17 protein-coding genes are annotated in these 22,475 nt (G+C 61.6%); 5 read left to right on the plus strand and 12 right to left on the minus strand.

The window, feature by feature from the left end:
- A partial coding sequence (locus tag MOV63_RS20215; RefSeq protein ID WP_247036244.1) for a copper homeostasis protein CutC occupies positions 1 to 605 on the plus strand: 605 nt, incomplete at its 5' end.
- 174 nt (positions 606 to 779) lie between these two features.
- Here MOV63_RS20215 and MOV63_RS20220 read toward each other — a convergent pair.
- From MOV63_RS20220 to MOV63_RS20240, 5 genes are all read right to left on the minus strand, one after another.
- Positions 780 to 1,430: a helix-turn-helix domain-containing protein gene (locus MOV63_RS20220; protein ID WP_247036246.1), complete on the minus strand. Its 651-nt coding sequence runs from the start codon at positions 1,428 to 1,430 to the stop codon at positions 780 to 782.
- A gap of 117 nt (positions 1,431 to 1,547) precedes the next feature.
- On the minus strand, positions 1,548 to 1,898 hold the full coding sequence (locus MOV63_RS20225) for a hypothetical protein (protein WP_038549318.1): 351 nt from the start codon (positions 1,896 to 1,898) through the stop codon (positions 1,548 to 1,550).
- A gap of 117 nt (positions 1,899 to 2,015) precedes the next feature.
- The gene (gene fixJ, locus MOV63_RS20230) at positions 2,016 to 2,636 is read right to left on the minus strand and encodes a response regulator FixJ (RefSeq protein ID WP_038543629.1); all 621 of its coding nucleotides are present in this window, start codon (positions 2,634 to 2,636) and stop codon (positions 2,016 to 2,018) included.
- Positions 2,623 to 4,140 carry a PAS domain-containing sensor histidine kinase gene (locus MOV63_RS20235; RefSeq protein ID WP_038543626.1) on the minus strand — a complete coding sequence of 506 codons (1,518 nt, stop codon included), beginning with the start codon at positions 4,138 to 4,140 and terminating at the stop codon, positions 2,623 to 2,625. Before MOV63_RS20235 ends, fixJ begins: the two co-directional genes overlap by 14 nt.
- 252 nt (positions 4,141 to 4,392) lie before the next feature.
- Positions 4,393 to 5,373 (minus strand): tripartite tricarboxylate transporter substrate binding protein, encoded by a 981-nt coding sequence (locus MOV63_RS20240; protein ID WP_247036248.1) that lies wholly within the window; start codon positions 5,371 to 5,373, stop codon positions 4,393 to 4,395.
- Between the two features lie 159 nt (positions 5,374 to 5,532).
- On the opposite strand from MOV63_RS20240, the gene MOV63_RS20245 reads away from it, so the two are divergent.
- The 3 genes from MOV63_RS20245 (at position 5,533) to MOV63_RS20255 (ending at position 12,576) form a co-directional block, all read left to right on the plus strand.
- The gene (locus MOV63_RS20245; RefSeq protein ID WP_247036250.1) at positions 5,533 to 7,074 is read left to right on the plus strand and encodes a UbiD family decarboxylase; all 1,542 of its coding nucleotides are present in this window, start codon (positions 5,533 to 5,535) and stop codon (positions 7,072 to 7,074) included.
- Between the two features lie 215 nt (positions 7,075 to 7,289).
- Positions 7,290 to 9,473, plus strand: coding sequence for a bifunctional diguanylate cyclase/phosphodiesterase (locus MOV63_RS20250; RefSeq protein ID WP_247036251.1), 2,184 nt, complete (start codon positions 7,290 to 7,292; stop codon positions 9,471 to 9,473).
- Positions 9,474 to 9,648: 175 nt separating this feature from the next.
- Positions 9,649 to 12,576: a PAS domain-containing protein gene (locus MOV63_RS20255; protein ID WP_247036258.1), complete on the plus strand. Its 2,928-nt coding sequence runs from the start codon at positions 9,649 to 9,651 to the stop codon at positions 12,574 to 12,576.
- A gap of 28 nt (positions 12,577 to 12,604) precedes the next feature.
- Here MOV63_RS20255 and MOV63_RS32860 read toward each other — a convergent pair whose 3' ends face one another.
- The 3 genes from MOV63_RS32860 to MOV63_RS20265 form a co-directional block, all read right to left on the minus strand.
- Complete coding sequence (locus tag MOV63_RS32860) at positions 12,605 to 12,784, minus strand: MgtC/SapB family protein (RefSeq protein ID WP_309500841.1); 180 nt, start codon at positions 12,782 to 12,784, stop codon at positions 12,605 to 12,607.
- Positions 12,769 to 13,092, minus strand: a complete 324-nt coding sequence (locus MOV63_RS20260; protein ID WP_309500842.1) for an MgtC/SapB family protein — start codon at positions 13,090 to 13,092, stop codon at positions 12,769 to 12,771. Before MOV63_RS20260 ends, MOV63_RS32860 begins: the two co-directional genes overlap by 16 nt.
- A gap of 94 nt (positions 13,093 to 13,186) precedes the next feature.
- A complete protein-coding gene (locus MOV63_RS20265) occupies positions 13,187 to 14,443 on the minus strand; it encodes an AGE family epimerase/isomerase (protein ID WP_247036261.1) in 1,257 nt (418 codons plus the stop codon).
- 192 nt (positions 14,444 to 14,635) lie between these two features.
- On the opposite strand from MOV63_RS20265, the gene metH reads away from it, so the two are divergent.
- Complete coding sequence (metH, locus tag MOV63_RS20270) at positions 14,636 to 18,409, plus strand: methionine synthase (RefSeq protein WP_247036263.1); 3,774 nt, start codon at positions 14,636 to 14,638, stop codon at positions 18,407 to 18,409.
- Between the two features lie 76 nt (positions 18,410 to 18,485).
- On the opposite strand, the gene MOV63_RS20275 is transcribed toward metH, so the two are convergent.
- The 4 genes from MOV63_RS20275 to MOV63_RS20290 form a co-directional block, all read right to left on the minus strand.
- Complete coding sequence (locus MOV63_RS20275) at positions 18,486 to 19,547, minus strand: ABC transporter ATP-binding protein (protein WP_247036265.1); 1,062 nt, start codon at positions 19,545 to 19,547, stop codon at positions 18,486 to 18,488.
- 9 nt (positions 19,548 to 19,556) lie between these two features.
- Complete coding sequence (locus MOV63_RS20280) at positions 19,557 to 20,345, minus strand: ABC transporter permease (protein ID WP_247036267.1); 789 nt, start codon at positions 20,343 to 20,345, stop codon at positions 19,557 to 19,559.
- Entirely contained in the window at positions 20,342 to 21,217 is an 876-nt protein-coding gene (locus MOV63_RS20285; RefSeq protein ID WP_038543608.1) for an ABC transporter permease subunit, read from the minus strand. Before MOV63_RS20285 ends, MOV63_RS20280 begins: the two co-directional genes overlap by 4 nt.
- A 71-nt stretch (positions 21,218 to 21,288) precedes the next feature.
- On the minus strand, positions 21,289 to 22,395 hold the full coding sequence (locus tag MOV63_RS20290) for an ABC transporter substrate-binding protein (protein ID WP_038543606.1): 1,107 nt from the start codon (positions 22,393 to 22,395) through the stop codon (positions 21,289 to 21,291).
- Positions 22,396 to 22,475: the final 80 nt, after the last annotated feature.

The following is a 22,475-nucleotide window of genomic DNA, read 5'->3' on the forward strand; positions in this document are numbered from 1 at the left end:
CGCTTGCCGCCAAGGCGCCGATCCCGGTCTACGCGATCATCCGGCCCCGCGCCGGCAGTTTCGTCTACGACGCCGACAACGAGGCGGCGATGATGGCCGATATCGATGGGGTGCGGGCGGCGGGGCTTGCGGGTGTCGTGATCGGCGCAAGCCGCCCGGACATGACGCTCGACATGGCCGTGCTCAAGCGGCTGATGACGCATGCGCAAGGGTTGGGCGTAACGCTTCACCGCGCCTTCGATCTGGTGCCCGATCCGTTTGAAGCACTCGAACAGGCGATCGATCTCTGCGTCGAGCGTGTCCTGACCTCCGGCCTCAAAGTCAGCGGCCCTGACGGCGTCGAGATGTTGAAGATGCTTGTCGAGCGGGCGGCAGACAGGGTGTCGATCATGCCCGGCGGCGGCATCAATCTGACGACCGTCGAACGGGTGGTGCGCGAAACCGGCGTGCACGAGGTCCACAGCTCCTGCCGGCGGCCTGTCGAAAGCAAGGACGAACGTGCGATTGCCTTCGGTTTCCAGGCGCCTGTTTCCCATGAGACGAGCAGCGAGATCGTCCGGCATATGCGCGCTTTGCTCGATGAATTGGAAGTGGCGCGGGAGTGATGCTCAGGTGTCTGCCGGTCGGCAGGCACGACTTTGCGGCAGGTCGCCGGGGGACGATGACCTGCCGCTTAGCAGTGAGGGAGGATGTTACGAAATTGAGGAGATATGCACTTCCATGGTCAGCGGACGGCCGCCACCGTCCGCTCATGCACTGCTATGCACTTTCATTCACTGTCATGCGCAGAGGCTGCGGAGTGCTTCGTGCTTTTTGATTTCGATGCAACGAATGCTCCGCAGTTTGATAAGGCCAGCCGTACGGAGTTTTGCGAAAACGCGCGACACCGTTTCGATCGTCAGGCCTAAATAGTCGGCTATATCAAGCCGGGTCATGGGTATGTCGAAATGTTCGAGCCCGCCCTGGCGTTCCGCCATGTCGACGAGAAAACCGGCAATCCGTTCCACCGCCGTCTGGCGGCCGATCATCATGATATGTTCCTGGGCGCGCAGCATGCCGCGCAGCGCCAGAGAAAGCAGTTCCGGCAAGGCCTGGTCGTTGGCGGCGCGGCTGATGGGGCGCAGCCCGGTCGGAGCGATGGCTTCGGCGAAGAAACTATGGGTCCGGTCAGCCTCGAACCCGAAAGTTTCTCCGGCCAGATGGAAGGCAATGACCTGCCTCCTTCCGTCCGACAACAGGCGGTGGATCCGCACGGCACCGAATTCGACGTGATAGAATGTTCCTGCCTTGTCGCCGGGGGCATAGATTTCCGCGCCGGCATTGAAGGTCGTCACAGAATTGGCCCGGAAGAGACCCGCGGTCTGGGGTGCGATCACGATCTGGCTCTTGGTGAGCTCCAATTTCGTGGCATGAGCGGCTGCGGTGTGCATCTTCACGTCTCCCCTTGCTGTAGTCTCAAGATGCCAGAAGACGTGCAGGGGGAAAATTGGGTTGTATCACTAGGGGGATTTACGTAGGGCAGGCGGGAAAACGGCAGCCAACGCGGCTCAGGCTGTCAGCGCAAGGTCCTTGACGAGACCCAGGAGATCGGCCCCGTTGAACGGTTTGGTGAGGCTCTGGATCGGGCCGAGCTCGTCTTCGATGGACGGAGACATGCCGTCGGTGAGCAGGATCACGGCCTCGCCCGACTGGAGCAGACGCTGCAGCGCGTCGCTCGAAGCACGCAGCACCTGATCGTCGATGATCATGCAAAGCGTCTGGCCGGCGGTGATGGTGCCCTTGCGCCAGGATTCGTGAGCCTCAACGTGATAGCCCTCCACCTCCAGTGCGAATGTCAACGACTGCCTGAGACCGAGATCGGGCGCGATGACAATTATGGTTCTCGCTTGTGATAACACCGAATTTCCCGCGCGGGTGGGGCAGCCGGAGAGCTGCTGAAGGGAGACATCTAGTGCCTGCGGGGGGGCCTGCGCTTTGCGATAGATCAAGAAAGTTTCAATAAATTTTAGGGGCCATCAATTGGGACCGAAACCGGCAGCCATTGCCATGCGAACGAGCTGTGGCAAGCTTTTCGCCTTCATCTTGCTCATGACGTTGGCGCGATGCACCTCGACGGTGCGAGGGCTTATGTCGAGATCGTAGGCGATCGACTTGTTCGGCAGACCGGCAACCACGGCGGCCAACACCTGCCTCTCCCGATCGCTCAGGCTTTCAAGCCGTGTCTGAACCTCGGCCAGGTCGTCGGTATCGAGCGTTTTGTCCGACAGCAGCTCGGCGGCCCGCTGGATCGCTTCGATGATGACCGTGTCCCCAAAAGGTTTTTCGATGAAGTCGATGGCGCCCGCCTTCATCGCCTCCACTGCCATCGGCACGTCGCCATGGCCGGTGATGACGATCGACGGAATGCCGGCGCGGCTGGAGGTCAGCTTGCGGATCAGCTCGACGCCGGTCATGTCCGGCATCCTGAGGTCGGTGACCAAAACACCGTTCCTGACGCTCGGCGCGAACTGCAGGAAAGACGAGGCGGTTTCATGCATGCGCACGGCAAAGCCATTCATGGTCAGCATGAAGGCGAGGGACTTTCTGACCGGCTCTTCGTCGTCGACGATATGGATCGTGTAGTCACCCGTCTGCATTTTCGCGTTCCTCCTTGTCGATCGGGAGTGTGAAACGGAACGTCGCTCCTCCGGCCGCGTTGCGCGTCACCGTCATCTCGCCGCCATGCGCTTCGACGATGCGCTTGGAAATCGAAAGCCCTATCCCCATGCCGCCGGCCTTGGTGGTGATGAAGGGTTTGAAAAGCTGGCCGGCGATCTCTTCGGGAATGCCGGGGCCGGTATCCTGGACGATCACCTGGATCATGTCTTCGTTTTCCTGGAGCGTGCGGATGACCAGTTCCCGCCGCTGGCTGTCGCGCATCGCCTCGATGGCGTTGCGCATCAGGTTGGTGAGCACCTGCTGAACCTGGATGCGGTCGACGGTGACCATTTCCGGCCCTTGCGCGAATTCGAAGATCGCACGGACGCCTTTTTCGCGCGAGCCGACCAACGCCAGAGCGCCGGCTTCCTCGACCAGACGGCGGATGTTCTCCGGCGCCTTTTCCGTCTCGCCCTTGGTCACGAATTCCCTGAGATGCTTTATGATCTGGCCGGCCCGGAGCGATTGATGTGCCGTCTCTTCCAACGCTTCGCGCATGCGCACCGCGACGGCTTCGTCCATGTCGCGCAGAAGGCGCGCGCAGCCGTGCACATAATTGGCAATCGCCGAGAGCGGCTGGTTCAGTTCGTGGGCAAGGGTGGATGCCATTTCGCCCATTTCATTGAGGCGGGCGAGGCGGGCAAGCTCTCCCTGGATCTCCTGCAGGCGTGCAGCCGATTCCTCGCGTTCGGTCAGGTCCCGCACGAAGCCGGTGAAGAAGGTTTCCCCGCCGGTATGGGTCTCTCCGACTGCAAGCTTCATCGGGAAGGTCGAGCCGTCCTTGCGTCGTCCGACGACCACGCGGTCCATGCCGATGATCCGCCTTTCACCAGTCCTCAGATACCTTTCCATGTAGCCGTCGTGTTCGCGGTGGTAGGGTTCCGGCATCAGCATGCGCAGGTTCTGGCCGACCACCTCATCCTCGCTATAGCCGAACTGGCGGATTGCTGCGGCATTGAAGGAGACGATCGTGCCGTCCCTTGTGCTGACGATGCTGGCATCGAGAACCGTGTCGAGCACGGAGCGAAGATGCGCTTCGCGGGAGTCGGCTTTTGCCTGGGCTTTTCCGATCGCCTTGCGGGCAGAGTGAAGTATTTCGCCGAGCAGCGCGATCACCACGCCGACGATGCCGATCATCGCCATTTCCGTGAAATTGGCCCCCCGCGGCGTCAGCTCCTTGATCACGTAGGCTGCCAGAACAGAAAGCAGCACGGTGAAAAGCGAGGCCCGCATGCCGCCGATAAGGGCGGCAACGAGGATCGGCGGAATGAAGAATGTGAAGGGCGCCTTGTCGTCAAGAACGCCGTGCAGCGAGAAGCGCAGCGCAAACGCAACCAGCACGCAGATGGTCGCAATAAAATAGACTTCCGCGGCTGAAAACCGACGGCTCAAGAAAGACTGAATATAGTCATCCTTCTTTTCGGCGAACGTCTTGGAAGCCATGATGCTTATCCGAAGCCGATCGTCTGCAGGAGGAACCCCATTCCCTTGTGCATATGAAACCTGACAGCCTGTCCTTAAACTGGTTCTAGCATGAGCGCGGATGCGGCGTCCAACGGCGGAAACCGTCGTGACCTAAAAAACATATAGTTTTGCGTGGTTTCTTATGTCCGGTGTGAAAACGCGGGCGGGTGCCCGCGCAGGTCGGAAGCGGTGCCGTGGGGGCCGACAGGGTGGAGCCGGAGGCCCGATTCTTCACTGTTGCGGGATATTGGCGATTTTGACGTAGTCGGCCCAGGCCGCGACTTCATTTTTCAGGTATTCCTGGCCTTCTTCCGGTGTCGAGACGAACACGTCGCCGCCCTGGTCGGTCACGAATTTCTTGACGTCTTCCTGGGCGAGAACCTGCCTGGTCCAGCCATTGATCTTGTCGACGATATCCTTCGGTGTCGCCGAGGGGACCATCATCGCGAACCAGCCGACCTGGTCCATCGGGTAGCCGGATTCCGTCATGGTCGGAACGTCGGGAGCGCCCGGAATGCGCTTGGCGGAACTGACCGCCAGCAGGCGGTAGCGGCCTTCGCGAAGCTGCGACAGGGAGAAGACCGGATCCTGGGCGGCAAAGGCCATGGCGCCGCTCAAAATGTCGTTCATCGAATCGGCGCTGCTCTTGTAGGCGACTTCGACCGTGTCGAGGCCGGCTTCCTGCTTGTAGATGGCGGCGAGAACCTTGCCTGAGGTGTTGTTGATGGCATAGCTCGCGTTGGAGCCTTCCTTCTTCAGGTATTCGGTCAGTTCCTTCATGGTCTTGATCGGGCTCGATACCGGAACGGCGATCATGTGTGGCTGCTTGTTGACGGTTGCCGCGACCTGCAGGTCCTTTACCACGTCGAAGGGCGGCGTCTTGAACATGTGCATGTTGCCGGCGACGGCGCTGCCGGTATGGAAGAAGATCGTATAGCCGTCCGGCTTTGCGCGCGTGACGTACTGGCCGGCAATATTGCCGCCGGCGCCCGGCTTGTTTTCGACGATGATGGTGGCACCCGAAACCTTGGCGATCTTTTCGGCGAAAAAGCGGACGATCACGTCGGCGCCGCTGCCCGCCGGGAACGCACAGATCATGCTGATGGTCTGATTTGGGTAATTCGCCTGGGCCGCGGCCGGCGAAAGCCCGAAGGCGCAGCCGGCAACGGCGACCGATGCGGCAAGCACGAAACGACGCGTGATAGTCTGCATGAATTCCCTCCCATGGATGACCTGGTCTTGCAGTCGACGCTGGCCGATCACACCTCCCCGATGCGACCTGATACAACATTGTATAATTATATTTGATTTAATCAACTGTTCTGGCTAGAAAACATCCCACGCAGAAACGCGTTTTCGGGAGAGGACAAAATGACCGTCAATACGACAACTCAATCCGCCGCCGCACTTGATCTCGACCGTTTCCGGTTGAAGAATTTCGTCGAGAGCCTGAGCGCGGACGAGCTCGATATCCGTGAGGAGAAGGTCAATCTGGCCGATGTCGCGGCCATTTTGCAGAACAACCCGAAGGCCGTGTGGTTCAAGAACGCCGGTCCGGAAGGCCAGCAACTGGTCGGCAACGTGGTCGGAAGCCGTTCCCGTCTCGCCAAGGCTTTCGGCGTGCCGGCCGGCGAGGTGGCGCTCGAGATGCGCCGCCGCCTGTCGCTGAGGCCGGAACTGGTGAAGCTTTCCGGCGGCGAAGCGCCCGTGCAGCAGGTCGTGCTGTCCGGCAATGACGCCGACCTCCTCAAGCTGCCGGTCCACGTGCAGCACGCGCTCGATGGCGCGCCCTACATTTCCGCGACGATCGACTACACGATCGACCCGAAGGACGGCCGTTACAATTGCGGCATGCGCCGGCTGATGCTGCGCGGCCCAAAGGAAGCGGGCGTCGACCTGATCGCGCCGAGCGACCTGCGCGTCATGTACATGGCCGCTTCCGAGCGGGGCGAGCGGCTGAACGTTGCCTATGTGGTCGGCTGCCATCCGATCGACATGGTGTCGGCCACCATGAAGGAGCCGGTCGACGAACTGGAACTGATCTCCTCCCTGCGCGGGGCGCCGCTGCCGGTCGTCAAATGCGTCACCAGCGACATCATGGTCCCGGCCGACGCGGAAATGGTCATCGAAGGCTATTTCGACGAGCGCGGTTACGTGGAGAAGGAGGGGCCCTACGGCGAATATCTCGGCTACTACGGCGTCGTGAAGACCAACCCGGTCTTCCATGTGACCGCGATCACCCACCGCAAGGATGCGCTGTTCCAGACGGCGACCATCTCCGGCAATCGCATGGACTTCACCGATACGTCCAACCTCGAGGCGCTGCGCATGGAGATGAATGTCTGGAAGACGCTCGGCGATGTGGTGCGCCAGCCGGTTGCCGTCTACGCGCCGGTCGCCGCCGGTGGGTCGATGAGCATGCGCTTCTCGATCCGCCAGACCTACCCCGGCGAGGCCCGTTCGGCGCTCTACGCCGTTCTCGGCGCCGTCGGCGTCAAGAACGTCTTCGTCGTCGATCCGGATATCGACATTTTCGACGACAGCCAGATGGAATGGGCGTTCGGCACCCGTTTCCAGGCCGACCGGGATCTGGTGATCGCAACCGGTGTTCGGCTGTCGCCGCTCGATCCGTCGCTTCACGGCTCCCGTTCCGGTGCCAAGGCCGGCTACGATCTCACCTGGCCGATGCAGCATGCCCAGAACTGGGAGCTCGTCACGCCGCAGGCCCCGTCCTATCCCGGCAAGCGTTTCCCCTCGCTCGAAGCGGCTCTGAAGGACGGCGCAAAGCATTTCGAGGAGCTGATGGCGGCGGTCGGCAGTCGCGACGGTCGCGAAGTCGTCCGCGAACTCGACACCTTCCGCTCCAGGGGACTGGAGCGCGACGAGCGGGGCCGTTACTACCTTCCCCTATAAGTTGTTCCATTTCCGGGCACTGTGCCTAATCGAAACGACCTTCCGGGTGCAAATCCGGAAGGTTTTTCATTTTAAGTCGAAAAAGCTCTCTTCCATCCCGTTAAACGGGTGAGGCCCCGGCCAAACACCATTCATTTCTTGGGGGCACCTCGTTATGCTTTCTCTAATGGATGGATTTCTATGGTGCGGTACTACCGCCCGCCTCCGGAGCAGAGATGTCCCACGTCGACAGCATCGATATTGCAGAGCGCAGACGGCTCGACGCTCTGGCAAGTTACCGTATTGCGGGTTCCGGGCCCGAAAACCGTTTTGATCGCATCTGCCGTTTTGCCTCGGAGCTTTTTTCCACGCGCATGGCTTTCGTGACGCTGATCGAAGAGGATCGGCAATGGTTCAAAGCCTGTTCCGGTCTCGATATCGAGGAGACCCACCGATCCGAATCCTTTTGCGATCACACGATCCGCACGGATGATGTTCTCGTGGTGTCCGACGCGCGGCACGACGCGCGGTTCTCCAGCCTGCCGATCGTCACCGGCGAACCCTTCATCCGGTTTTACGCCGGAGCGCCGCTGGTCTCGCCGGACGGTTTTCGGATCGGAGCGCTGTGCATCGCCGACACGCAGGTGCGCGAAAGCTTTTCCGAGCGGGAAAGGCGGACGCTCGCGGGCCTTGCGGCCATGGTCATGGAGCACATGGAATTGCGTCGCGAGGGCATACCGCAGGCGACGGCTGCCAACTTTGCGAATGCGACCGATCTTTCGCTGGTTACCGTCGATCCCACCGGCCGGATTGAATTCGTCAACCAGGCGGCGCTCGACATGTTCGGTTTCGGACGGGAGGAGATGATCGGCAGCTCGCTCGATATGATCGTGCCGGAGCGATTCCGCGCGGCCCACAATGCCGGTCTCGCGCGCGTGGCCGCGGGCGGCAATTCCAAACTCAAGGGCAAGACCGTCGAGGTGTCGGCTCGCCGCAAGGATGGTACGGAGTTTCCGATCGAGATGGCCCTTTCGATCTGGCACGATCAGCGCGGCGTCGGCGTGGGCGCCATCATCAAAGACATATCCGAACGCCGCGACCGCGACGTCCGGCTCCTGAGGCTGGCAAGCCAGGATACGCTCACTGGCCTATGCAATCGGCCTCGTTTCGAGGACCTTCTGCGCGAGGAACTGGCGCGCAAGCGGCCGCTTGCCGTGCTGCTCTTCGATCTTGACGGCTTCAAGGACGTCAACGATCGGTTGGGGCACGGCGTCGGCGACTCCCTGCTGCAGGCGATCGGTGTAAGATTGCCGGCGGTTCTTGACCGTAACGTCACCGTATCCCGGTTCGGCGGCGACGAGTTTGCCATTCTCATTCCCGGAACAGGCGATCCCCTTGTCGCCCAGAAGACCGCAAATGCGGTCATCGAGGCTTTCAAGATACCGTTCGAGGTTGCCGGGCACACGTTCCGTGTCGGGGCGAGCGTCGGTTTTTCGCTCGCTCCCAATCATGGTTCGGATGCGGAGGAACTGATCGCCAGCGCCGATTTCGCGCTCTATCGGGCCAAACAGGCCGGCGGCCGCGTCGTGCGCATGTTCGAACAGTCGATGCGCAACGAGACCCTGGCAAGGCGAACGCTCCGGGACGAATTGCTGCGGGCTTTGAACAGGCACGAGCTCGTGCTGCATTATCAACCGCAGGTGACCATCGAGACCGGCGAGGTGTTCGGCGTCGAAGCATTGATACGCTGGCAGCATCCCGAACGCGGTCTCCTGCCGCCCGCTGCCTTCCTTCCGGCCCTGGAGCAGAGTTCGATCGCGCTCGACGTCGGCTTATGGGTGCTTGACGAGGCCGGTCGCCAGATGGCCGCCTGGAATGCAGCCGGTTATCCGCCGATCAAGATGGGCATCAATCTGTTTCCCGCGCAGGTTCGGGCCGGCGATCTGGCGCGCAGCGTCATCGACCTGATCGCGCGCTACGCCCTCGATCCGAGGCTCCTGGAGATCGAGATCACCGAAACGGTCACGCTCAACGACGACGATCAGTCGCTCGAGTCGATTCAGGCGCTGAGCGAACTCGGCGTCGGCATTGCTTTCGACGATTTCGGCACGGGCTATGCTTCGCTCGGTTCGCTGCAGCGCTATCCGCTGACGACGCTCAAGATCGACATGGGCTTCGTCCGGGACCTCCTGACCAAGCCGCGCGACGCCGCCATCACCCGGGCGCTGATCATGCTCAGCAAGGAACTGGGGCTGAAGACGATTGCCGAGGGTATCGAGACCGAGGAGCAGGAGGCGGCGCTTCGCCTGATGGGCTGCGAGGCGGGGCAGGGCTATCGTTACGGCAAGGCGATGCCGGCCGAAGAGGTTGCCCGGCTCTTCGTCCAACCGATCGAAAAGCAGCGTATCCGGATCAAGTAATCCGGCATGATCCGCGCAAGGGCCGGTGCCAAAACCGGACGTCAAGCCGGGACATGAGTATCCTTTGGCGGTCGCGACAATCCCATGGGAGATTTCCGGGACGGGCCTGATTTCAATTGTCAACAATCGCGGAAACTCTATAACCTGATGATGCATTTGGCATCAGGGACGGCGCATGTTCAGACTGACGGAGCTTTCCGAAATCGATCTGAATCAGTTGTTCAATCTCGCACCCAACCCCTATGTCATCCTCGACCGGGAGTTGCGGCTTGTCGGGATGAACGACGCTTATCTGGCGGTGACGGGGCGTAGCCGTCAAGAGCTTCTCGGCCGCAACATGTTCGATGTGTTTCCGAGCGAGTCGGCGTCGGTCCCGGGCCGGCTTCTGCGCCAATCGTTCGCCAAGGTCCTTTCCACTGGTGAGGTGGATCACCTGCCGCTCATTCCCTATCCGATCCCGGGCCCCGACGGTGAGCTCGAGGATCGGTATTGGAGTGCCACCCATACGCCGATCAAGGACGAGGCGGGGCAGCCGATCTTCATCCTGCAGCATACGGTGGATGTGACTGAACTTCATCTGCTACGCAGCCGGTCCGCGAGCGACGGCGGCTTGAAGGTTCACACCGACCTGATGCGCCGGGCCGATGCCGTGCAGGGAGAGAATGTCGCGCTCGGCGAGGAACGGGAATATCTGCGCATGCTGTTCGAGCAGGCGCCCGGCTTCATGGCGGTGCTGCGCGGCCCGAGCCATGTTTTCTCGATCGTCAACAGGTCTTACCGGGCGATCGTTGGGCGTGAGGATCTGATCGGCAAGACGGTGCGCGAGGCCCTGCCGGACATCGACGGTCAGGGTTTTTACGAGCTGCTCGACGAGGTTTACCGGACGGGTACTCCCTATAGCGCCTATGGCGCGCGGGTCGTTCTCCAGCACTCTGAAAGCGCTCAGCCGGAAGAGCGGTTTCTCGATTTCGTCTTCCAGCCGATCCGTGATCGCGACGGCATGGTCAGCGGCATTTTCGTGCAGGGTCAGGACGTCACGGAACTTCGCCGCGCACAGGAGGCTGCCCGCGAAAACGAGGACCGGTTCCGGACGCTTGCCCAGTCATTGCCGACGCATGTGTGGACGGCGACACCGGATGGCCGGATGCAGTGGTGCAACGACCAGATCTTTACCTATAGCGGCCTGGAATCCTTCTATTTCGACAGGGAGCGTCGCTCCGAAATGCTGCATCCGGACGATTCGCCCCGGATCGCCGCGGCCTGGGGAGAAGCGATCCGCGTCGGGGGTCGTCTTGAGACGGAGATCCGCCTGCGCCGCCACGACGGCGTCTATCGCTGGTTCATCAGTCGCGCGGTACCGATCAAGAATGCCGAGGGCGAGATCACCCTCTGGGTCGCCACCAACACCGATATCGACGAGCAGAAACAGACCGAATCGGAGCTTTCCAGCCTCGCCGAAACCCTCGGCCACCGGGTCGAGGAGAGAACGATCGAGCTCGAGCGGACGCAGGAAGTGCTTCGCCAAAGCCAGAAGATGGAGGCGATCGGCAATCTCGCCGGCGGCATTGCCCACGATTTCAACAATCTCCTGCAGGTGATCACCGGCAATCTCCAGCTTCTCGGGCGGGAATTCGCGGGCAGTGAAGTTGCTGAAAGGCGGTTGAACAGTGCGCTTGCAGGGGCTTCGCGCGGCGCCCGGCTTGCCTCGCAGCTTCTCGCCTTCGGCCGCCGCCAGCCGCTTTCGCCGAAGGTGATCAACCTGAGCCGCCTGATCCGCGAGATGGATCATCTCCTGAGGCGCAGTCTTGGCGAAGCGATCGAAATCGACACGATTGTCGGCGGCGGGTTGTGGAACACGCTGGTCGATCCGAGCAATGTCGAGAACGCCCTCCTCAATCTCGCCATCAATGCACGCGATGCGATGAACGGGCAGGGCAAGCTGACGATCGAACTCGGCAATGTCTATCTCGACGACGAATATGCGCGGCACGCGTTCGACATGGAGGTCGGGAAATATGTGATGCTGGCGGTCACCGATACGGGTACGGGCATGACGGCCGACATTCTGGACAAGGTCTTCGATCCCTTCTTCACCACCAAGCCGGAAGGCAAGGGGACAGGGCTTGGCCTGTCGATGGTCTATGGCTTCGTCAAACAGTCGGGCGGCCATATCAGGATCTACAGCGAGCCGGGCAACGGCACCACCGTGCGGATATATCTTCCGCGATCGATGGAGGAAGAGGATTTGGTTGGCGAAAATGCCAGTGGTGCGGCCTTGGGCGGCGATGAGACGATCCTTGTCGTCGAGGACGACGAAGCGGTGCGGGAAATCACCGTCAGCCTGCTCGCCGAACTCGGTTATCGCGTCCTGCGGGCCAAGGATGCCGACAGCGGGCTTGCGATCGTCGAAAGCGGCGTGCCGATCGACTGCCTGTTCACGGATGTGGTGATGCCGGGGCGGTTGAAGAGCAGCGATCTCGCCAAGCGGGCCAAGGAGCGGCTGCCGCATCTCGGTGTACTGTTCACCTCGGGTTATACCGAAAATTCGATCGTCCATGGCGGGCGGCTCGATCCGGGGGTGAACCTGCTGAGCAAACCCTATACGCGGGAGGCGCTCGCCCGAAAAATCCGCCAGGTGATCGACCAGAGTCGGCAGGCTCCGTCGCCGCGCTTGCCCGAAAGTCCTCCCGAAATAACTTCGGTTCAGCCGGCCGTCGAGCAGCCATCGGCGCCGGATCTGCCGATCTCGGTTCTACTGGTCGAGGACGAAGCGCTGATCCGCATCTCGACGGCGGATTTCCTGCAGGATGCCGGCATGACTGTGGTCGAGGCGGGATCGGCGGCCGAAGCGCTTGCCGCGGGCAGCACCCAGACGATCGACATCCTCGTCACCGATGTGCATCTGCCGGAAATGAGCGGGTTGCAGCTCGCCTTGAAATTACGCGAAACGCTTGCCGATCTGCCGGTGATCTTTGCAACCGGCGACCGCAACGTGCCGGGATCGGAGGATCTCGGCCAGACGGCGCTGATCACCAAGCCTTACGATTATGAGCTGCTGACGACCCGCATACGGTCGATGGTGACGCCACGGTCGGGGGGCTGAGCCGCATTCGTCTTTTGCGGCTAAGCCGTTATTCGTCGTCTTTCATGCCCACTGCGACCTCGGTTTTGCGCAGCAGCCACAGGATGACGATGCCGGCGCTGGTCGCGGCTACTGCGACGATCCACATGCCGAGGCCGATGCAGAGCCCGATCGCACCGGACAGCCACATGCTGGCGCCGGTCGTCAGGCCCTTTACATCGCCGCGCATCTGGAAACGACGCCGGCGGCAAGGAAGGCAATTCCGGCGGTGACGGCCTCGATGAGACGGATCGGGTCGATCCGGACCGTATTGGGCTGGTTGCCAAACTCATGCATGATCTGCAGGCCGACCAGCGTGAAGACGGCAGATGCGAGGCCGATCAGCATGTTGGTGCGCAGGCCGGCGGAATTCTTGCGCAACTCGCGCTCAAGGCCGATCAGACCACAGAGAAACGCCGCGCCGACCAGCCTCACCAGAAGCACTTCGATCGCAACGGGCGCCTCATGCGAAAACTCCTCGGCAAGTGCGTTGAGCATGGTCGCGATATCCCGATGTTAGCCGTGATGTAACACCGGAAACTGACGCAGGCCTATATGGTTCCGTCAGCCCTGGGACGCTGGCGCGAAAGCCTCAGACACGCCCTTCGGCCTCGACGATGACCTTCGTCAGGCTGCCGTTTGCCGGAAAGAGCGGGATGAGGCACGCCTGCAGGGCGTGGTAGATATCGCCCTTGCCGGGGAAAAGAGTGTGGGCCGGGACGAGATCCTCGGTCAGTTCCTCGTGCCAGCCGCCGTTTTTGTGATCGATGAAGCGGTTGGCGATCGTACCCCAGATCCGCCTATAGCTGTCCTCGTAGAAATTGTCGGCCGGCAGGTGCTCGTTGAGGAAATGCGCGGCACCGGCCGCCTCGCACATCGGCCACCAGAGCTTGTTGGTCTTGGCGGGCTTGTCGCTCCAGTCGAGCGTGTAGAAGAAGCCCCCCTTTTTGCTGTCCCAGCCCAGTGACATGGACTGGACGAACAGCGATTTTGCCGCGTCCGGCATCCAGCCGTGCTTTTTATCCCCGAGCGTCCAGAGTTGCAGCAAGAGGCGCGACCATTCCAGCCAATGGCCGGGTGTGGTGCCGGCGGGGCGGAACATCTCGTCGGGATGGTAATAGTCCTTGTCGATCGTCCATTCGGCATCGAAATGTTCGGCGACGCGGAAACCGACGCTGCCGGCAGAACGGCGAATGACGAGGTCGGCAATGCTCGTCGCCTTCTCGAGATAGGCCTTCTCGCCGGTCGCCTCGTATGCGGCCATCAACGCTTCGGTCAGGTGCATGTTGGAGTTCTGGCCGCGATAGCTGCCGCCATCGATCGGCGACCAGTCGCGGTTGAATTCTTCCGCGATCGCGCCATGGCGCGGTTCCCAGAACCTGGTTTCGAGGACCTCGGTAATGTCGGCCAGCATCTGGTCGGCGAGGGGGTGGCCGATGACCTTGGCGGAAGAGGCGGCGAGCAGCACGAATGCGTGGCCGTAACCCTGCTTGGCGGGATCAGCCGCGCCGTCATCATTGACCTGCCAGAAATAGCCGCCATATTCCGTGTCGCGATGGCGTTCCCAGAGGGTGCGCATGCCGTGGTCGACGATATCGCCGGAGCCCGGCCGGCCAAGCAGATGGCCGATCGAAAAACAGTGGACCATGCGCGCCGATGCATGAATGCCCCGGGTCGGATTGGCGCCGCCAATCGGTGAGCCCTGGTCGTCGAGATCGAAGAAGCCGCCCTTCGGGTTCATTGCCCGGACCTGAAAGAAATCAAAGAGCCCGTCCGCCTGATCGAGGAGCCAGCGACGATGATAGGGAAGGCTCGCCCAGTTGGCTTCTGTCTGACGCGTGTCGCTCATGAAAACCTCGGAATCGCTGTGGCGGGGCAGTGGGTCAGAACGCCTATAGCGCCCCGCGAGTTGCCTGTCATCGCTCTTATCAAATCGATTATTGCGCGCATACTCATATGACACTTCTGGAAGGTTATATATTGACATAAACATATCTTTATGCGGTTATTGAACGAAATCGAAACGATGAAGGGCTGTGCTATGTTCGACGAACTCTTTGGTCCCGAAGCCGCCGCTCGCGACGGCGCAGAGATTCTGGCGGCACTCAAGGCGGCTGCGCGGGAACGCATCCTGATCATCGATGGCGCGATGGGCACCGAAATCCAGGGGCTCGGTTTCGACGAGGGGCATTTTCGCGGTGAGCGGTTTGCCGGTTGCGCCTGCCATCAGCAGGGCAATAACGACCTCCTGATCCTGTCGCAGCCGCAGGCGGTCGAGGATATTCATTACCGTTACGCCAAGGCCGGCGCCGATATCATCGAGACCAACACGTTCTCGTCGACCCGTATCGCCCAGGCCGACTACCAGATGGAAAATGCGGTCTACGACCTCAATCGCGACGGCGCGCGGCTGGCGAAGCGCGCGGCATTTCGGGCGCAGAAGGAAGACGGTCGTCGCCGTTTCGTCGCCGGCGCCATCGGCCCGACCAACCGTACGGCCTCGATCTCGCCCGACGTCAATAATCCCGGTTACCGGGCGGTGACATTCGATGATCTCCGGCTCGCCTATGGTGAACAGCTCGACGGGCTGATCGACGGCGGCGCCGACATCATACTGATCGAGACGATCTTCGATACGCTCAACGCCAAGGCGGCGATCTTCGCCTGCGCCGAGCGGTTCGAGGCAAAGGGCATCCGCCTGCCGGTGATGATTTCGGGCACGATCACCGACCTTTCCGGCCGCACGTTGTCTGGTCAGACGCCGTCGGCCTTCTGGTCCTCCATCCGTCATTCCAAGCCCTTCACCGTCGGCCTCAACTGCGCGCTCGGCGCCGATGCGATGCGGCCGCACCTGCAGGAACTGTCGGGCGTCGCCGACACGTTCATCTCCGCCTATCCGAATGCCGGCCTGCCGAATTCGTTCGGCGGCTACGACGAATCGCCCGAAGACATGGCTCGCCAGATCGAAGGCTTTGCGGCCGAGGGGTTGGTCAACGTCGTCGGCGGCTGCTGCGGTTCGACGCCGGACCATATCCGCGCCATTGCCGAAGCGGTGGCGCCGCACAAGCCGCGCGAAGTGCCTGAGCACCGGCCGTTCATGTCGCTGGCGGGCCTGGAACCCTTCGAGTTCACCAAGGACATCCCCTTCGTCAATGTCGGCGAGCGCACCAATGTCACCGGTTCGGCGAAATTCCGCAAACTGATTACCGCAGGCGATTTTACCGCAGCGCTTGCCATTGCCCGCGACCAGGTGGAAAACGGTGCTTCGGTCATCGACATCAACATGGACGAAGGCCTGATCGACTCGCAGCGGGCGATGGTCGAATTCGTCAACCTGATCGCCGCCGAGCCGGATATCGCCCGGGTGCCGATCATGCTCGACTCCTCGAAGTTCGAGATCATGGAAGCGGGCCTGAAATGCGTGCAGGGCAAGCCGGTCGTCAACTCGATCTCCATGAAGGAGGGCGAGGAAAAATTCATCGCCCAGGCCAAGCTGCTCCGCAATTATGGTGCTGCCGTCGTGGTCATGGCCTTCGACGAGCAGGGCCAGGCAGATACCTACGAGCGCAAGGTGGCGATCTGCGAACGCGCCTACAAGCTCCTAACCGAAGAGGCGGATTTCCCGCCGGAAGACATCATCTTCGACCCCAACGTCTTTGCGGTGGCGACGGGTATCGAGGAGCATAACAGCTACGGTCTCGCCTTCATCCAGGCGACCAAGACCATCCGCGAGCGCATGCCGCTGGTGCATATCTCTGGCGGTGTCTCCAACCTGTCCTTCTCGTTCCGCGGCAACGAGCCGGTGCGCGAGGCGATGCATGCCGTGTTCCTCTACCACGCCATCCAGGCGGGCATGGACATGGGCATCGTCAATGCCGGCCAGCTGGCGATCTACGAAAACATCGATCCCGACCTGCGCGAGGCCTGCGAGGACGTCGTCCTCAACCGCCGCGACGATGCGACGGAACGGATGCTCGATATCGCCGAGCGTTATCGCGGAACCGGTGCCAAGGAAGCCAAGGAGAGAGATCTCGCCTGGCGCGAATGGCCGGTGGAGAAGCGCCTTTCGCATGCGCTCGTCAACGGCATCAACGAGTTCATCGAGGGCGATACCGAGGAGGCGCGCCAGAATGCGGAGCGGCCTCTGCATGTGATCGAGGGCCCGCTGATGGCCGGCATGAACGTGGTCGGCGACCTGTTCGGCTCGGGCAAGATGTTCCTGCCGCAGGTGGTGAAGTCCGCCCGCGTCATGAAGCAAGCCGTGGCCGTGCTTCTGCCCTATATGGAAGAGGAGAAGCGCCTCAATGGTGGCGACCAGAAGAAGTCGGCCGGCAAGGTGCTGATGGCTACCGTCAAGGGTGATGTCCACGATATCGGCAAGAACATCGTCGGCGTCGTGCTCGCCTGCAACAATTACGAGATCATCGATCTCGGCGTGATGGTGCCGGCGACGAAGATCCTGGAAACGGCAATTGCCGAGAAGGTCGATATCATCGGGCTTTCCGGCTTGATCACCCCGTCGCTCGACGAGATGGTACATGTGGCGTCGGAAATGGAGCGCCAGGGGTTCGACATTCCGCTGCTGATCGGCGGGGCCACGACCAGCCGCGTCCATACGGCCGTGAAGATCCATCCGCGCTATGATCGCGGCCAGGCGATCTACGTGACCGATGCCAGCCGCGCGGTCGGCGTCGTGTCCGCGCTTCTGTCCGAGGACGGAAAGCCGAGCTATATCAGCACGGTGCAGGCGGAGTATGCCAAGGTTGCCGCGGCACACGCACGCGCGGAAGCGGAAAAAACCCGCCTGCCGATCGGCCGTGCCCGCGACAATGCCGAGAAGGTCGACTGGTCGTCCTACCGGCCCAAGAAGCCGCAATTCACCGGAACGAAAGTGTTCGAGACCTATGACCTGGCGGAACTGGCGAAATATATCGACTGGACCCCGTTCTTCCAGACCTGGGAACTGAAGGGCCGTTTCCCGGCGATTCTCGAAGACGAGAAACAGGGCGAGGCGGCGCGCCAGCTTTATGCCGATGCGCAGGCGATGCTCGACAAGATCATTGCCGAAAAATGGTTCCGGCCGCGGGCGGTGATCGGCTTCTGGCCGGCCAATGCGGTCGGTGACGACATCCGCGTTTACACCGATGAAAGCCGCAACGAGGAACTGGCGACCTTCTTCACACTGCGTCAGCAGCTTTCGAAGCGGGACGGTCGCCCGAACGTCGCGCTGTCGGATTTCGTCGCACCGGTCGCGACAGGTCTCGACGACTATGTCGGCGGTTTCGTCGTCACGGCCGGTATCGAGGAAGTGGCGATCGCCGAGCGGTTCGAGCGCGCGAACGACGACTATTCGTCGATCCTCGTCAAGGCGCTCGCCGACCGCTTCGCCGAAGCCTTCGCCGAATGCATGCACGAGCAGGTCCGCAAGGAATTCTGGGGTTACGCGCCGGACGAGAATTTTTCCGCGGAAGAGTTGATCACCGAAGCCTATCACGGCATCCGCCCGGCGCCCGGTTATCCGGCCCAGCCCGACCATACGGAAAAGGCGACGCTGTTCCGGTTGCTCGACGCGGAAGAGGCGACCGGCGTCGTTCTGACGGAAAGCTTCGCGATGTGGCCCGGCTCATCGGTCTCCGGCCTCTATATCGGCCACCCGGCATCCTATTATTTCGGAGTGGCGAAGGTCGAGCGGGACCAGGTCGAGGACTATGCCAGGCGCAAGGGAATGTCGGTCGAGGAAGTCGAGCGCTGGCTCGGACCAGTCCTCAACTACGTGCCGGCGTCCGACCGGGATGCGGTAGACGACGCGGCCTGAGATGGCTCAAATGCAAAACGGCATCCGCGAGGATGCCGTTTTCGTCTGGGCCGTCAGCCTTCCGATTTGTTTGCGATCAGTCGCGGATGATCAGGAAGTCGTGGGCGTTGAAGCGCAGCGTCAGGGTTTCGCCCGGCTGCGGCAGGACCGCATCCGGGGAATTGAACATGTCGAAGGAAATCTGGTTTCCGCCGACATCGAGCTTGGTGCGGATGACCGAGCCCAGGAAATGCGAGGAGATCACTTGGCCGGTCAGCGAGGTATCGCCCTTGGCATTTTCCAGCAGCGAACCCGCTTCCGGGCGCAGGGCGATTGACAGCTTGTCGCCGCCTTTCAGGGCGCCGATCGATTCCCTCAGCCTGATCGTGTTTTCGCCGACCTTCACCGTGTTGGCCGCCGGATCGACGACGGTCGCCTCGATGATGTTGAGCGTGCCGACGAAGGAGGCGACGAAACGGGTGGTCGGGCGATTGTAGATTTCCGACGGGGTGCCGATCTGGTCGGCGCGGCCGGCATTCATGACGACGACGCGGTCGGAGATCGACAGGGCCTCTTCCTGATCGTGCGTCACGAAGACGGTGGTGATGCCGAGCCGGCGCTGGATTTCACGAATCTCTTCGCGCAACGAAACACGGATCTTGGCATCGAGCGCCGACAGCGGCTCGTCGAGCAGCAGGACCTGCGGTTTCGGCGCAAGCGCGCGGGCAAGCGCCACGCGCTGCTGCTGACCGCCGGACATCTGGTAGGGATAGCGGTCGGCCAGGTGGTCGAGACCGATCAGCGTCAGCATTTCCTTGACGCGTGTTTCGATCTCCGTCTTGGACTTGCCCGCCACCTTCAAGCCGAAGGCGACGTTGTCGAAGACGTTCATGTTCGGAAACAGCGCATAGGCCTGAAAGACCATGCCGATATTGCGCTGGTTGGTCTTCAGCGCGTTCTGGTTCCGGCCGTTGATCGAGATCGCACCGTCGCTCGGGCTTTCGAACCCGGCGATCATGCGCAGCACCGTCGTCTTGCCGCAGCCCGACGGTCCGAGAAAGGAAACGAACTCGCCCTTCTCGATGGACATGTTGAAGTCCTTGACGACCTGCGTCTGGCCGAAACTCTTCTTGATACTTTCGAGAACGAGGAACGACATCAAAATTCCTTAAGGCCTGGACGGCGACAATTTGCCGAAGCGAGAAACGAGCTGGATCAGACCCATCGACAGCCAGGTGATCGCAAAGGCGATGACGGCGAGCGCCGACGGTTCGTAAGCCTTGTTGGCACCGACGAGCTGAAGATAGGGACCGAAGGCCGGACGGTTGAGAAGGGCCGCCATGGTGAATTCGCCCATGACGATCGCAAACGTGATGAAGGCGCCCGAGAGCACGCCCGACATGACGTTCGGGAAAATGCAGCGGAACATGATCGTCGGCCATTTGGCGCCGAGAATTTCGGCGGCCTCCGTCAGCGTCCGCACGTCGATAGTCCGCATCGCCGTATCGACCGAGCGGTACATGTAGGGAAGCGCCAGGGTCACGTAGGAGAACGTCAGCAGGACATTGGTGCCCTGGGTCGAGCCGGTGAACGGGATCCAGGACGAGGAATTGTAGAGGCGCAGGTAGCCGAACACGATGACGATCGCCGGAATGACGAGCGGCAGCAGCGTGATGAACTCGACGACCGGCCGCATCTGCGGCAGGCGCAGCCGTACCCAATAAGCCGTGGGCACGATGAGCAGCATGCCGACGACGATCGTCACCAGCGCCATCAGCATGGAGAAGCCGAAGGTGGCGCGGAACTGCGCGTCGGTGAAGACCGACTGGTAGGCGTCGAAGGAATAGGCACCGCGCCGCATGCGCAGCGAGAACTCGAACGTGCCGATAAGGGGTATGAAGAAATAAATGGCGCCGATGGCGATCGCGAGCCAGGCGAAGATCTTGTGCGCCTTCATTTCTGCCACCGTTCGGCGCGGGTGCGCAGCCAGATGTAGAGGATGTTGGAAATGCCGGTGATGACGATCATGCCGAGAGCCAAAGCGTAGCCGAGGTTCGGATTGTGCAGCACGTCACCGCGGATCTGGGCGTAGAGCAGGATCGGCACGATGTTGAGCGAGGATCCGGTCAGGGCATAGGCGGTTGCGATCGCGCCGAAGGCGTTGGCGAAAAGGAGAAGCGTGGCGCCCATCAGGCTTGGCCACAGGATAGGCAGCACCACCATGCGCCAATATTGCCAGGTGGATGCGCCGAGGATCTCGGATGCCTCGCGCCATTCCTTTTTCAACCCGTCGAGCGCCGGGGTCAGGATCAGCACCATCAGCGGGATCTGGAAGAACATGTAGGTGATCGTCAGGCCGAAGAACGAGAGAAGGTTGAACCCCGTCGAATAGAGATTGAAGCCGAACCAGTCGCGCATGAAGACGGTGACCAGACCGGTCCGACCGAGCGTCGCCAGGAAAGCGAAGGCGAGCGGCACGCCGGCGAAGTTCGATGCGACGCCGGAAAACGTGAGCAGGCTGGAGCGGATCCAGGACGGCACGCCGCCGAGCACAACCGCCCAGGCGAGGAAGAAGCCGATCAACGCGCCGCCGAGTGCAGACGCAACGGATACCCGGATACTGATCCAGTAGGCGCCGAGGATGGACGGCGAAAAGAGATCGGCAATATTCTGAAACGTGAATTCGCCCGCCGGATTGAAGAAGGCGCCGACGATCAGATAGAGCGTCGGGACAATCAGGAAAGCGAGCGCAAATACCATGAACGGCACGATGCCGAGCCAGTCGATGACTGTCCGGCGGTCGATGAATGACGTGGATGCGGTGGTCATGAATGCTGGCCATCCAGGGGAAACGGGAAACCTCCCGCGCCGGGCGGCGCGGGAGGTCAATCCTGATGCGATTACTTGGAGACGTTGGCGCCGACCACGGTATCCCACTTCTTGGTAATGGTTTCCTTGGCGGCGGACTGCTGGGCGAGCGTCGGGAATACGGCCTTCTCATAGGCTGCTGCCGGGGGCAAGGCGTCGAGCAGGTTCTTCGGGATCTTGTTGCTCTTGGCAAGATCGTTGAAGCGGATCGGGTGGCAATATCCCTTCAGCCAGCCGAGCTGACCTTCGTCGGAATAGAGGTATTCCATCCAGAGCTTCGCAGCGTTCGGATGCGGAGCGAAAGCGGAAATCGCCTGCACGTAGACGCCTGCAACAACGCCGCTTGCCGGTACCACGACCTCGAAGGGCGGGTTGCCCTTCAGGCTTTCGCCCCAGGACAGGGCATTATAGTCCCAGGCGATGATGATCGGCGTGGTGCCCTGCGCAAACGGGGCGGCCTTGCCGGTGACAGGCACGAAATTGCCCTTCTTGTTGAGTTCCGCGAAGAACTTCAGGCCTTCGTCGCCGGCCTTGGCGGAGTCGCCCTTGGCGCCGGAGAGGCCGGCAGCATAAACGCCCTGAACGGCCTGGTTGGCGCCGCGCGGATCACCGGCGAGAGCGACTGCGTTGGCATAGTCGGACTTCAGCAGGTCGGACCAGTCCTTCGGAGACGTCTTGACGAGGTCCTTGTTCACCAGGAAAGCCAGAACGCCGTAATAGTCGCCGTACCAGTAGCCGTCTGCGTCCTTGGCGTCGGCCGGGATCGAATCCCAGGTGGAGACCTTGTAGGGCTGGATCAGGCCGTCGGCCTTGGCGGACGGGCCGAACGACAGGCCGACGTCGATGACGTCGGGAGCCTGCGGGCCCTTGTTGCCCTTGTTGGCCTTGATCGCTTCGATTTCGTCGCCCGAACCGGCGTCCGGGTTCAATTCGTTGACTTCGAGGCCGTACTTCGCCTTGAATCCGGCGATGACGTCGCCGTAGCCGCACCAGCTATGGGGCAGCGCGATCGTGGTCAGCGTGCCTTCCTTCTTCGCGGCTGCGATCAGCTCGGCGCTGGGCGCCGCGGCGGCGATGGCCGTGGAGGCGATGACGATGGCGGTCGTCAGAGAAAGAAGACGTTGGGTCTTGTTGATCAAGGTATCCTCCTAGGGGTTCAGGTCGTGTAGTCCGGATCGTTTCGGCGCGACTCGTAGAGCCAGTTCATGTATCGTATATG

The sequence above is a fragment of the Neorhizobium sp. SHOUNA12A genome (assembly GCF_023006505.1).
Classification (GTDB): Bacteria; Pseudomonadota; Alphaproteobacteria; order Rhizobiales; family Rhizobiaceae; genus Neorhizobium.